Source organism: Paenibacillus sp. JT22N15 (assembly GCF_059383755.1).
This window is the reverse complement of sequence record NZ_JBXENV010000013.1, coordinates 53,293-68,568: the sequence shown is the minus strand read 5'-3', so window position 1 is coordinate 68,568 and position 15,276 is coordinate 53,293. Positions and strand designations below refer to the sequence as shown.

Genomic DNA, 15,276 nt, shown 5'->3' with positions numbered 1-15,276 from the left:
TTCGATTTGCAGCAGATGCGCTTCCACCTCGCCCAGCTCGATCCGGTAACCCCGTATCTTCACCTGATGGTCCATCCGGCCCAAATGCTCCAGACGACCATCCGGCAGCCATCTGGCTAAATCGCCAGTCCGGTACATCCGCTCGCCTGGGGCAAACGGATGCGCGACAAACCGCTCGTTCGTCAGTTCCTCGCGTGCCCAGTAGCCACGGGCTACGCCTGCTCCTCCGATGCACAGCTCTCCCACCGCTCCGATCGGCTGCACCTGCAGCGCCTCGTTCAGCACATACACCTGCGTATTGGACAGCGGACGGCCGATGCTCATTTTTCCTCCTTCGCCCGCTTCTCTCAGGTGTTCAAACGTCGACCAAACCGTCGTTTCTGTCGGGCCGTACATATTGTACAGCTCCGCCTCCGTTTGACTCCGCAATTGTCTTTCCAGCGGGGCAGGGAATGGCTCCCCGCCAATCAACAGCGCCTGCATAGGGCGCAGCGCAGCTGCACTGCGCGCATCCTCCAGCAGCATCACCAGCCGGGAAGGCGTCGTCTGCATCACCTGGGCTGGATGCTTCGTAAGCAGCGCAGCCAGCTGTGCAGGGTCCTGCTGCTCTGCCTCGCTCGCCAGCAGAACCTGCATGCCGCAGCTCAGCGGTACCCAGCTTTCGGTCACGAAGATGTCGAAGGACACCGTCGTCACGCTGAGCATCGTGGCAGATGGCGCAAAGGGCAGAGCTTCCACCATCCCCGTCATAAAGTTGACGACGTTTCGATGCTCCACCACCACGCCTTTCGGCGTGCCGGTCGTCCCCGAGGTGTAGATCACATACGCGCTGCCTTCAGCGCGGGTCTCCACCTTCGTTGATGCCGAGGAATAAGCTTTCAGTTCCTCCACGGAGGCAAACCTCACCTGCGAAGCTTGCTCCTCCTGCTGTCCATCTGAGCCCTGCTCCTCCAGACACAGCACCTGACGCAGCGGGGTTTCTACCCAGCCCGCCACCGTTTCCCGCTGGGCTTCTTCGCTTAAGAGAATGCGGATTCCGGCATCTCGGATCATCCCTTCGATGCGCCCGGCTGGTAGCGCCGGATCCAGTGGCACATAGGCCGCACCGGCTTTCATAATCCCCAGCAGACCGGCGATCAGCCAAGGCGAACGGGATAGCAGCACACCGACGCGGTCTTCGCTGCTCACGCCATGCGCGCGCAGCCAGCCCGCGATGCGGTTCGCTTGACCGTCCAGCTCGCCGTACGTCCAGACGGCCAGTCCACTCACCAACGCCGGATGCCCCGGCGTTCGGGCAGCCTGCTGCTCGAACAGCCCATGCACCGTCGCGTTTTCAGGGAGCTCCAGCTCCGTAGCGTTAAAGTGCACCAAGAGCTGCTCACGCTGCCCTGCCATCAGCAAGTCCATGTTTCCAAGCGTTGTATGCGAATCGCGAGTCACTCGGCGCAGCAGCTCCGTAAAATGACCCACCCAGCGCTCTATCGTGGCCTGCTCAAACAGCTTCACCGCATATTCCAGCGTGCAACGCATGCCCTGCTCCTCTTCATTCACCGACAGCGTCAAATCGAATTTCGCCGCTCCGCTTTCTATTGGATACGGCGTCCATTGCAGATCCGCCAGCTCCAGCTCCGATTGCTCCGTGTTTTGCAACACCAGCATCGCATCAAAAAGCGGATTGCGGCTCAAATCCCGCTGCCTGACTACCTGCTCCACCAGCTCCTCGAACGGATAGTCCCCGTGTTCGAAGGCGCTTAGCGCCGTCTGCTTCACTTCCTGCAAGTAGGCGGAGAACGTTTTTTCACCCGACGGGCTTACCCGCAGCGCCAGCGTGTTCACGAACATCCCCAGCATGCCCTGCATGTCAGCATGCGAACGTCCCGCAATCGGCGTGCCGACGATCAGCTCCTCCTGGCCGCTTAACCGGCCAAGCAACGCGCTGTACGCCGCCAGCAGCACCATATACACCGTCGCCCCGCTTGACCGGGCCAGCTCCCGCAGCGCTGCTGACAGCTCGCTGTCCAGCTCGAATTCTACGCGTGCTCCCTCGAAGCTCCGCACCGCCGGAAGCGGATAATCGAGCGGCAGGCTCAGCACTGGCAGCTCCCCGGCGAACTGCTTCAGCCAGTAGCGCTCCATCTCCCGATAAGACGCGCTTTCCCGGTAGCTTTGCTGCCACACCGCATAATCTTTATACTGCAAACGCAGCGGCTCCAGTTCTTCTCCTCCATACAGCTTCGTAAACTCCTGGATAAATATACTCATCGACGTGCCATCGGAAATAATATGATGCATGTCGAACAGCAGCAAATGATTCGCTTCGCCTACGCGCACCACCGTCGTCCGCAGCAGCGGCGCTTCGCTGAGGTCGAACGGACGAAGGAAGGTCCGAACGCGCTCCTGTGCTTCCTCCTCCGTCGCCTCCTCGTAAGTTACCGAGAACACGGCAGACGCCACAATACGCTGCATCGGCTCCCCGTCAACTACTGCAAATCCTGTCCGCAGCGATTCGTGGCGGGCCACCAGCGCTTGCAGCGCCCTTTCCAGCCGCTGACGATCCAGCGGTCCCGACAGACGCAGAGCGGCTGGCATGTTATAACTAAGCTCCGCTCCCTCTAACTGCTGTAAAATGTACAGGCGCTTTTGCGCTGAGGACAGCGGATACGCCTCCTGAGCCTTCACAGGCACCAGCGCTTCAAATTCGCGCTCGTCGGCTGTTTCTAGTACAGCCGCCAGGCCTTCGACCGTAGGCGAAAGGAATAACTGCCGCAGGGGAACCTCGGTCTCCAATACCTGATGAATGCGCGATACGAGCGTCATCGCTCGGAGCGAATGGCCGCCAAGCTCGAAGAAGTTGTCGCGAATGCCGACGCGCTCAAGCCCCAGCACCTCCTGCCACAGCAGAGCCAGCTTTGTTTCTACTTGCGTCCGTGGCGAGACGTAATCGCCTTCCGCCAATCTTTCCGTCGGCTTCGGCAGCGCTCTAAGGTCAATTTTGCCGTTACGCGTAACCGGCAGCTCTGCAAGCTGCACGAAATAGGCCGGTATCATATATTCCGGCAAGATCGTTCTAAGCGCTGCACGCAGCTCAGCAAAGGTATATTCACGCTCCCCTGCCACATAAGCGCACAGCTCATTGCTGCCGCGTTCATCTTGCAGTGCAATTACAGCTGCCTCTCGAATCCCGTCCAACTCCAGCAGCTTGGTTTCGATCTCGCCCGGTTCGATTCGGTATCCTCTAATTTTAACCTGATGGTCGATACGGCCTAAATACTCAATGCTTCCGTCGGCCAACCAGCGGGCCTTATCCCCCGTTCGGTACATCCGGGTTCCGGGTGACCAGGGATTAGAAAGGAACTTCTCACTTGTCAAATCAGGCTGATGCAGGTAACCTCTGCCGACACAAGCTCCCCCAATATACAGCTCGCCAGCTACGTTGATCGGTTGCAGCTGCCCCAGAGAATCGACAATATAAACAGACGAATTGCTAATCGGTCTACCAATCGGAGGCAGCGCAACCATCGGCTCTTTCGGTATTATCGTATACGTCGTAGCCACATGCGTCTCGGAAGGACCGTAATGATTGTGCAGCGTTACGCCCTGCTCTCGCAAAAATTGCTGTAGTGTATGACCAACAATTAGCGCCTCTCCCGCTGTAATCAAATGCTTCACGCACTTCGGCCATACCGATTCATAAGTCGGATCGTTCCAGACGAATTTGACAAACGACGAAGGCAGAAGCAAGGTCTGAATGCCTCGATCCTCCACATAACGGAAAAGCGCAGTTGCATTTTGGCGCATCTCCTCCTCGATCAAGTGCAGCGTTCCTCCGGCAAGCAAAGTCGAGAAAATTTCTTGATAGCTCACATCAAAGCTATACGAAGCATACTGCAACACATCCTTGTCAAACGGAATATAAGTATGCTCATATTGATGCATAATCAAGTTGATGAGGTTGCCGTGTTCAAGCATGACACCTTTCGGATTGCCTGTCGTACCCGATGTATAGATGACGTAGAGCAACCGGCTGCTTTCGGTCGCTGCCGGACTTTGAAGCTGCTCATGTGAAACCTCAATTGTATCGCTGAAGCTTATTGTCGCAAGAAGCTGCTCGATGATTCTCGTTTTGCTGCGATGGACAAGGCGATCATGCGTTTGGGCGGAATCCGAATCCACCAGTAGGCAAGAGACTTTAGAATCTTCCAGTATGAACGAAATTCGTTCCTCAGGGTAGGAAGGATCAAGCGGAAGGAAGGCCGCTCCCGTTTTCAAAATGCCAAGCAAACCGATAATCATTTTGGGAGAACGCTGAGCCATTAGCCCTACAATGCTTCCGTCTCCGATCTGCTCTTGTCGCAGAGCAGCAGCCATTTGATCCGATAAACGGTCAAGTTCCCCGTAAGTAAGCATGGTATCGCCAAATACGAGCGCAGCCGCTTCCGGTGTTTTCTCCGCCTGCTTATGGAATAACTGATGCACATTTGTGTCTTCGAGCTTCTTCACAGGCCCGTCCATCCACCGATGCAGAGTCATCAAATCTTGTTCATTAAGCAAGTTCGCCTTGCCGAGCATGACGTCCGGCTCAGCCACGGTATGCCGAAGCAATGCGATAAAATGATCTTTCCAACGTTCAATGGTACTCGCCTCAAACAGCGATGTTGCATACTCCAAGCTGCCGTGCAACTCATCTGCGGACTCGTTGACAAACAAAGACAAATCAAATTTTGCCGTCGGGTTTTCCATCGGGACAGGAATGATCTCGACATCTGACATATGCAGAACAGATCGTTTCATATTTTGCAGAGCGAACATCGCATCAAAGACCGGATTCCGGCTCACATCCCGGTGTTGAACGACTTGATCGACAATTTCCTCAAACGGGTAGTCCGCATGTTCAAACGCCGCCAAAGAAATTTGCTTGATTTCCTCCAAGTAGTCCCTGAATGTTTTGTCTACAGACGGCATTGATCTAATCGCTAACGTGTTCACGAACATCCCCATCATATCGGACAGGTCGACATGAGGACGACCGGCAATCGGCGTGCCCACGATAATGTCATCTTGACCTGAAATTTTCGCTAGGAACACGTTGTAAGCAGCAAGCAATACCATAAATAAAGTAGTCCCTGTGTCTTGCGCCAGTTGTTTTACATGGGTGCTCAATTTTGCATCTATGACAAAATCCAGCCGACTTCCCGCAAAGCTTTTTATAGCTGGACGGGGGAAATCCGACGGCAAATGAAGAATCGGGACATCACCGCCAAGCTGCTGCACCCAATATTCTTTTTGCTTGACATACGTTTCCGAGTGTTTGTTAGCTGCAAGCCATACCGCATAATCCTTGTAATGAAGGGATAACGGCTCTAAACGTTTGCCAGCGTACAGCCTTGTCATCTCCTCGATGAAAAGACTTATTGAAGTCCCATCGGAGATAATGTGATGCATATCAAACAGCAGCAGATGCTGCGTATCGGTCAGCTTCGTCAACTGAATGCGCAGCAGCGGAGCCAGGCCCAAATCGAAAGGACGCATAAACGCCCGAATCATTTCTTCTATTGGTCTGTCTCCCGCTTCCCGGTAAGACAAATTGAAATCAACCTCTGCGCTAATTTTTTGAACTGGCTCGCCATCAAGCATCTCAAAACTGGTCCGCAGCACTTCGTGGCGGGCGATAAGCTCCCTAAAAGCGCGTTCCAGTTGGGCAAACTCCACCCGTCCATTGAATAGCAGGGCCGCAGGCATGTTATAGCTCATTTCCGCACCTTCAAGCTGGTGCAGCACGTACATCCGCTTTTGCGCGGAAGACAGCGGATAGTAGTCACGCGGAGCGGAAGGCTGCAAGCCTTCAAACAGGTCTTTCGCTCCCTGTTCTACTCTGAGCGCCAGCGCTTCAAGAGTCGAAAAACGGAATATGTCACGAATCTCCACTCGCACATTCATCACTTGATGGATGTGCGAGGCCAGCGTCATCGCGCTTAGCGAGTGCCCTCCCCGTGCAAAAAAGTTATCTCGCGCTCCCACTTGCGACGTCTGCAATACATCCCCCCAAATTGCCGCTAGTTGAGCTTCCGTCGTTGTACGAGGAGCCACATATGGCGCAGTTGCCGCTGCATCGTATGCAGGCGCAGGCAATGCCGATCGATCCAGCTTCCCATTTCTCGTAAGCGGCAGTTCCGTAAGCCGAATGTAATACTCAGGAACCATATATACAGGCAGAGCTGTGCTCATCATATATCTCAATTTTGAAGGATCTAACATACCGTCGCTAACATAATAAGCGCAAAGCACTTCGTTTCCAGGTGTATCTTTCCGAATGACGACTGACGCTTGACGAATATCGGCGTGCACCAGCAGATGCGCTTCAATTTCGCCCAGTTCAATCCGGTATCCCCGAATTTTGACCTGCTGATCGATTCGGCCCATATATTCGAGGTTGCCATCAGGCAGCCAGCGCGCCAAATCCCCTGTTGCATACATGGTTTTACCTTCAATAAACGGATCAGACTTGAATTTTTCCTTCGTAAGCTCAGGCTGATTCCAGTAGCCTTTGGCTACACCGGCACCTCCGAGGTGCAGCTCTCCCGGTACGCCAACGGGAAGCATCTGACCGCCAGCGCCCAGCACGTAGGCTGTCGTTCCGCCAATCGACCGTCCGATCGGAATGCTCGTCATCCCGATCGTCTCACTGAGATGGAAAGCAGTCGAAAACGTAGTGTTCTCCGTCGGCCCGTATCCGTTCCATATCGTGATGGACGGGCTAGCCTTCTGAACAGCGTGAACAGGCTTCGGCAGCAATATTTCTCCACCCATGATCAAATGCTGAAGCCCAGCAAACATTCCCGCATCCTCATTGGCCAAGTGGTGAAATAGCGATGTTGTCAAAAACATGACCGTAATGCCGTTTGCTGCAATAAAATGTCCTAATCGTCTCGCGCTCAGCAGTACGTCTTTTTCTACCGGGTACAGCGCTCCGCCATGAAGCAGCGCGCCAAAAATTTCAAATGTTGCCGCATCAAAGCTGACCGAGCCGGTCTGCGCATAACGATGATCGCTATGAAACGGCACATACCCGCCTCCTGTCACCAGGTTGACGACATTGCCGTGTGTGACCAGCACGCCTTTTGGACTGCCTGTTGTGCCAGAGGTGTACATAATATAGGCAGGATCATCGCTGCGGGTTTTACGGATCGTGCGCAATTCCCCGTTGTCCTCCAGACCTTCCTCCAGAAGCATATCAGCATCAAGCCTGATTACCGATCCCTCATACCGTTCCGACACGCGCAAATCGCCAACAACAATCAGGCAGTCCGCACCGCAATCGTTCAATATATACATGTGACGGTCATCCGGAGCCTCCGGGTCCAAAGGTACGTAAGCGCCGCCCGCCTGCAAAATGCCCATGACTGCAACAACAAACTCGATGGAACGCTCAGCCAAAATGCCAACAGCCGCTTGAGGCAGCAGCCCTTTTCTAAATAGCTTCCCGGCTACAGCTAAGGACTGGCACTGCAACGCCTCGTACGTAAGCTGCCGCTCGCCGCATACAACGGCCAGTCGTTCAGGATGATGATGGACGATTTCTTGAAAACGCTCTGTAATAGACACTTGCATCACAGGCGACACAGGTAGCCCGCTATAGGCCATAAGCTGTTCATGTTGCTCTTGCTCACGAAGCAACCTCGCTTCGGCAAGCCGCGTATCCGGTTCAGCGACTACATGATGCAGCATGTCCGTAAAATAGCGGCACCAGCGCTCTATCGTTTCACGAGCAAACAATGCCGTGGAAAACTCCATGGAGCAGTAGTAGCCGTCCTGATGCTCGTTAACCTGAAGCGTGAGGTCAAACTTCGCCGATGTTTCGGCAAACGGATACGATTCTACGCTCAAGTCAGGTAGCGCAATGGGCAACAAATCGGTATTTTGCAGCACAAAAACGGCATCGAACAACGGATTGCGGCTCATATCCCGCTCTCTGACAACCTGATTTACAACATCCTCCAAAGGATAATCCCCATGCACTAAAGCATCCAGTGTCGTTTGCTTGATTTCCTCTAAAAATTGGGCAAAACCCTTTGGTCCTGAAGGGAATGTACGCAAAGGCAGCATATTAACAAACATCCCCATCATGGATGACAAATCTGCATGCGGACGTCCAGCAACAGGGGAACCAATGATGATCTCATCCTGGTTGGACAGCCGCGACAGGAACGTGCTGTACGCCGCCAGCAGCACCATGTACACAGTGGCCCCTTTATCCAGCGCGAGCTTTTGTACCGCCTCCGACAACGCATTGTCTAGCTTGAAATCGACTCGGTCCCCCGCAAAACTGCGCAATACCGGACGTGTGTAATCGGCAGGAAGATGCAGCACAGGCAATTTTCCGCCCAAATGCTGGAGCCAGTAGCCCTCTTGCTCCATATACACGGCACTTTGGGCGTATTTCTGCTGCCATACGGCATAATCTTTGTACTGCAGCCGCAGCGGTTCCAATTTTTCTCCAGCATACAGTTTCGTAAATTCTTCTACAAAAATGCTCATTGACACGCCGTCAGAGATCATATGGTTCATGTCGAGCAGCACATAGTGCAGCTGTGCTTCCACGCGCACAACCTCCACGCGAAGCAAAGGAGCCTGTCCAAGATCGAATGGCCGTACAAACTCCGCGATTACGGCATCAAGCTGCTGCTGTTCCGCCTCCCGGTAGGCTGCGGCTATCTGCACATGCTCATGCACTTGCTGTACGGGCTCGTTGTCAATGAATGCAAAGGATGTTCGCAACGCGTCATGACGCAAAATGAGCTGCTGCAAGGAGGACTCAAAGCGTAATGGGTCCAGCATGCCTTCCATCCGCAGAACGGCGGGCATGTTGTAGCTGACTTCTGCTCCTTCCATTTGTTGCAGCACGAATAGCCTTTTTTGCACGCTCGTAAGCGGATAATAGTCCATCTGCGTCGCTAGCTCCAGAGCATCGAATATTTTCATCGACCTGGATGCGATCACTTCTGTCATCGACTCAACGGTCGGGTATTGGAACAGATCCCGCAGCGTAACGTCGGCCTGAAGCTCTTTTTGCATGCGAGCAACTACAAACGTGGCCTTTAACGAATGCCCGCCTCGTTCAAAGAAATCATCCCGAATCCCGATCGGACGTACGCCCAGCACTTCCTGCCACACTTCGATCATCTTTCGTTCTGCCTCGGATCTCGGAGCCAAGTAGCTGCCATCTTTGGTCAGATTGCTGCTGTCAGGAAGCGGAAGCGCTCGGCGGTCCAATTTGCCATTGGCAGTCAGCGGCATTTGCGGTATTTGAACAAAATAAGACGGCATCATATAAGACGGCAATGCCAAGCCAAGCAGCTGTCTTAATTCCTTCACTGCGTATTCCCGCTCCGCTACAAAATAAGCGCATAAACTGGCGTTGCCCTCTGATTCCTCGATCACAGTGACGGTTACCTCATTCATTTCTGGAAGCGTTAATAGATGCGCCTCAATGTCGCCGAGTTCAATCCGGTTCCCCCGAATTTTCACTTGATGATCCATTCGTCCCAAATACTCCAACGTGCCATCGGGCAACCACCGGCCCCAATCGCCTGTTCGGTACATACGTTCGCCCTTCACGAAAGGATCAGCCGTAAACTTGGATGCCGTCAATTCCTGTTGATTCATATAGCCCCGGGCCAAGCCGGCCCCGGCAATGCAAAGCTCGCCCGGTACACCGAGCGGATTCAGCATGCCTTGTGCATTCAAAATATAAACCCGCGCATTCGGTACGGGGCGCCCAATGGTTACAGCCGTCTCTTCCGTTAGTTCCACTGCTGTCGTCACGACGGTATTTTCGGTTGGACCGTATTCATTCATCAGCTGCATATCGGGATTCATAGCCTTCAGTCGACGAATTAAAGGCAGGCCAACCGCCTCGCCGGCTACTACCGCACTTCGCACCGAGCGCCAATCCTTATGCATCATGCTTTCCAGCATGGCAGAGTAGAAGCTCGGAGGGCTTTGCAAATGGGTAATTTGATGGTTCACGATCGCTTCGCGAATGGCTGAAGCATCTTTGCTGCCTTGATCACTCAAAATAACAACGGCTGCCCCTGAGACGATAGGCCCAAAAAAGTGAGTCACAAACGAATCAAAAATAAAAGGATTCAACATCAACGCTCTATCTTGCGGGCCAAACGAATAGTGGCGTTTTTTCCACTGTATCGTGTTCGCCAAGCTGCCGTGTTCAATCATAACGCCCTTAGACTTCCCTGTAGTACCCGATGTGTAGATGACATAGGCCAAGTGTTCTAGAGCGAACGAGCGTTTTACTGCCTTCACTGGGATCTGCCGTAGCGGGTGGTCCTCAAAATATAAAACAGAAATGTCCTGATGGAGTTCCGCTACGAGCGGCTCATACGTTCTGAACGTAAGCAGCACTTGAGGGAGGCTGTCCTCCAGCATATACCGGATGCGATCGATCGGAAATTCAGGATCGATCGGAAGGTAGGCACCCTCTGCTTTCAAGACCGCTAGTATGCCTACCGCCATTTCTAACGAACGATGAGTCATAACAGCGACAATCGTGTTCGCTCCCACTCCCTGCCTCCGCAGCTCAGCGCCGAGCTGCTCTGCCCACTCATTGAGTTGCCGGTAGCTCAGCTCGTCCTTTTCCAAAATGACCGCCGGTTGGTCTGGAGTTTCCACAGCTTGCTGCTCAAATAACGTTAGCACCGAGGTTGCTGGGCCATAGTTTTTCTTAGTCCCGGCAAATTGGCCTAACAGTTGCTCTCTTTCCTGACCCGTTACTATATCGTATGTCCCTAGCTTCGCATCCTGGGAGCGAGCAGCCTGAACCAGCAGCTCATGGAAGCAATCGCTCCAGCGTGTTATCGTACGATGTCCAAACAAAGCGGAGTCATACTCCCAACTCAATGAGAAGCTTTCCTCCCGCTCCGTCACGGTGAGCGTCAAATCAAACTTGGCGGCCGTATAATCCAATGCGTACGGAGTAACATGGACATTGGCCAGCTTAAACTCCTCGTGATCCGCATGCTCCACAACGAGCATCGCGTCAAAGAGCGGATTGCGACTTAGATCACGCTGCTGAACAATGCGCTGGGCCAATTCCTCAAACGGGTAATTCCCATGCTCAAACGCAGACAATGCCGTCTGCTTCACTTCTCGCAGATAGGCGGCAAACGTTTTGTCGCCTTCCGGGTACATGCGAAGCGCCAAGGTGTTGACAAACATACCTAACATGCCTGACAGATCCGCGTGCTGACGCCCTGCAACAGGCGTTCCGACAACGATCTCCTCTTGCCCGCTGATTCGCGACAACAGCGCGCTGTATGCTGCTAGCAGCACCATGTATACGGTGGCACCGTTCTTGCGAGCCAGCTCCCGGACCGCTGCTGCAAGCTCGCCCCGAAGCTCGGCGTCTACTCGGTTTCCTTTAAAACTGCGTACTGCCGGGCGAGGATCGTCGGTCGGCAGCTGAAGCACAGGCACGTCCCCGGCAAACTGATCCAGCCAATAGGCTTCCTGCTTGGCGTAATCTTGTGTGTACTTGTAGGCTTGCTGCCATACAGCGTAGTCTTTATATTGCAGCTGTAACGGCTCCAGCGTTTCTCCGGCATAAGATGCAGCTAGCTCTTCGGTCAAAATTTGCACAGAAATACCATCCGAGATAATATGATGCATATCAAACAAGAGCAGATGCCGTTGCTCCCCAATACGTACAATCTTTGCCCGCAGCAGCGGAGCCATGCCAAGGTCAAACGGCCGGATGAAAGTCGAAATTTGCTCGTATGCCTCTTTTTCCTCTGCTTCCTCATAAGGAAGGGAGAAGACAACCTGCTGATGCACATGCTGAACAGGCTCTCCATCTACAACTGTAAATGAAGTGCGCAAAGCGTCGTGCCGAGCAATAAGGACGCCCAATGTTGCCTCCATCTGCTGCTTGTCCAGCGGCCCTTCCAAATGCAAGACAGCTGGCATATTGTAGCTAAGTCCCGAAGCATCCAATTGCTGCAGCATAAATAGCCGTTTCTGCGCAGATGACAGCGGGTAATACGGCTGATGTGGCGCAGGCATAAGCGACTCGTAAATATATTCGGTGGCTGAGCTGACCGCCTCGGTTAAATCTTTGAGCGTAACGGCCTGAAAAATGTCCCGCAAGCCGAGCTCTATCTGAAATTCCTGATGGATGCGCGTCAGCAGCGTTATGGCTTTCAGCGAATGGCCTCCAAGATCAAAGAAATTGTCTTCCAGCCCGATCCGTTCTTGACCCAGCACCTCCTGCCATAACACAGCCATCCGCTGCTGCGCATCTGTAACTGGACGTATGTATAATTTGGAGGAAACTATTTCATCCAGTGCAGGCAAAGCTCTGCGATCCACTTTGCCGTTTGTTGTCAAAGGCAGCTTCTCCAGCTTCTTAAAGGCAGCAGGCACCATATAGTCCGGCAGCATCGAAGACAAAAATGCTCGCAGTTCGGCCGTTTCCAGCGCTGCTTCTGCTGTGTAATATGCGCAAAGCACCAGCTCTCTCTGGCGATCTGGCATGACAGCAACAACCGCCTCGCGGATGGATTCAATTTCTAGCAGACGCGCTTCAATCTCGCCCGGTTCGACCCTGTAGCCCCGAATACTGAGCTGGTCGTCCAAGCGCCCGAGAAACTGCAAATTTCCGTCCGGCAGCCAGCAAGCCTGATCCCCTGTGCGATACATGCGCCCATCTTCAACGAATGGATCTTGAGCGAAACGCTCGGCCGTCAGTTCCGGCCTGTTCAGGTAGCCCCGAGCTACGCTGGCTCCGCCAATGCACAGCTCCCCTGGCACGCCGACGGGCTGTAAGGTACCACCCTGACCTAGCACGTAAAGATTGACATGAGGAAGCGGCCGACCAATCGGTATACTTCCTTCCTGAGGCAGCATGCCCCCCATCCCCACTTCATAATAGGACGCATCAATACATGCTTCCGTTACCCCATAACTGTTGAGAATGCGCATGGCAGAGCCGAAACGCTCGTGCACCCTCTGAAAGTCTTTCGCAGGAAAGCGGTCAGAGCCCATAATTAACAAACGCAGTTGCCCCGTACTTAAATCATTCTCATATATATAATCCATCAGCGGTACAAGCAATGCTGGCGTTGATTCCAGCAGCGTAATGCCGTATTCGACGATAGCGGCATGGAGACGAGGCAAGCTGAGACGATCCTCGTCCGAACATAAGACAAGCAGCCCTCCACTGAGCCATGCTCTGGCCAAATCGCCAGCAAATACGTCAAAAGAAAAGCTCGCCAATTGCAGGAGCCTTACCTCCATAACTTCCAGTTTATATTCATGGCCCCAAGACCTCGCTGTTTCAGCCCAACTGAGTTGATCGACCATAACCCCCTTCGGTCTGCCTGTAGTTCCAGACGTGTAGATGACATACGCAAGCTGTTCAGCAGAACAATGATGTAGTAAATTGGCCCCATCCTCGGCATAGCTTGCCTCTTGTCTCAAATCAATGACTTGGCAGTCATCAGGAATAGCCATAATGACATCATCTGCCGTAAGCAGGATACGTGCTTCACTATCCGACACCATATAGGCCAGCCGTTCAGCAGGCAGCGAATTATCCAGCGGAACGAAAGCCCCGCCTGCTTTTAATACAGCAAGAACAGCGGTCACGATGAGCGGAGATCGTGTTCCCAAAATGGCCACAGGTTCCCCTTGGCGTATGCCTTGTTGACCCAATGTTCTCGCCAACTTGTTAGCTCGCTCATTCAATTGACGGTAGGTCAGCGACGAGCCGTCAGATCCCGCAACAGCGGTACGATCTGGTGTGTTTGCAGCATGCGCCTCGAACATTTCGTGCAATAAAAGCTCTTGTTGGTGCTTAATTCGCTGTCCAAAGCTGTACGAGCTCAGTACGTCCTGCAGCTCCCAAGGAGGCAGAATGTTAAAACGTCCTATCACTTGCAAAGGATCAGATATGGCTTCTCTGATCACATGCAGCAAGCGTTGAATCAAAAGGTCAATGTCTTCGCGTGCAAACAGGTCTGTTAAATAATCGATTTGAATAGCCATTTCGCCTGTTTTTACATGTTCGCGAATGTGCACCGTCAATTCGTTATCTTGATGATCATTTCCGAGCGGCTTCGTCTCATATTGGAAAGGTGCGTCAGCGGGCAGCGCATCCCACTCCATCGGATGGTAATTGAAAAATACAGGCAGCAGCGCATCAGTAAAGCCAAATTGGTTGCGAAGCTCAGGTACAATCCGGTTAAACGGGTATTTCTGATGCCGAATCAGTTCGCTTTGCTTGCCTTTCACCTGTTTCAGGAAATCCGCGAACGACCATGAAGTATCCAGCCGCATACGGAAAGGCGTCGTGCTGACCAGCATCGCCACCATCGCTTTCTGTTCTCGTGATGTCCGATTGGCATACATCGTTCCGAGCACGATCTCCTCATCTCCGCAAATTCGCGACAAATACAGACAAAGAGCAGCCACGAACAAGTTAAATGGGGAAACTTGCTGTTCCTCACAGAAAGCATGGATAACGTCGCCTTCGGATGCAGCTATTTCATAATGTACACAGCTTGCCGAACTGCTCGCTAGCTGCCTCGCACTTTGGGAAGTATCAATCCGTGTAATTGGGGGAAGCGTGCTGAACTCTTCGTCCCAGAAGGCTTTATCTTTCAGAAAGCGGGAAGATTGCAAATATTGTTCCTCACTTTGCAGCAGCCCCGTACAAGCAGGCGCCGGTTCCATAGGAAGCTCCTCATGACAAAGCAAGGCCTTATAGCCGCTAATGATTTCATTCCCTATCAAATTGAGCGAATAGCCGTCGGCAATAATATGATGAATGCTCAAAAACAATCTGGCTTCCTGTTCTCCAGTCCGAAGCAAGGTGAACTTAAATAACGGGGAATCAAAAAGAGAGAACGGCTGACGCGACAGAAAATCGACGTTTTCCCGCCATGCTTCAGCTTCACTTTCTCTTAAATCCACAACATTAATGTCAAATGGTTTATAAAGCACAACATAGCTGAGAGGCTCCTCCCCCTCCCTATACTGCAATTGCATGCGCAAAGCTTCATGACGAATTGCAAGAGTTTGCAGCACTTCCAGAATCAAATTCTCTTGTATCGTCCCCTTGATGGTAAGCAAGCTGTTAAGTGTGGCTACCGTGGTATGGGGATTCAGCAGCTCCATATACCATATTCTTCGCTGTGCTTCTGTAAGCACGTAAACAGCGCCTTCATTTTCTTGAAGTTGCAAATTGGTTTCACTCATTGACAT

Annotated in this window: 1 protein-coding gene (only partly in view); it reads right to left on the bottom strand. The window is 52.8% G+C overall.

Translation table 11 applies throughout. The features are described 5' to 3' along the window. On the bottom strand, positions 1-15,276 hold the start of the coding sequence (locus AC50X8_RS23870) for a non-ribosomal peptide synthase/polyketide synthase (RefSeq protein WP_494881912.1). It extends 26,139 nt beyond the left edge of the window; 15,276 of the gene's 41,415 nt are visible here — the first part of the coding sequence; it begins with the start codon at positions 15,274-15,276; its stop codon lies off the left edge, out of view.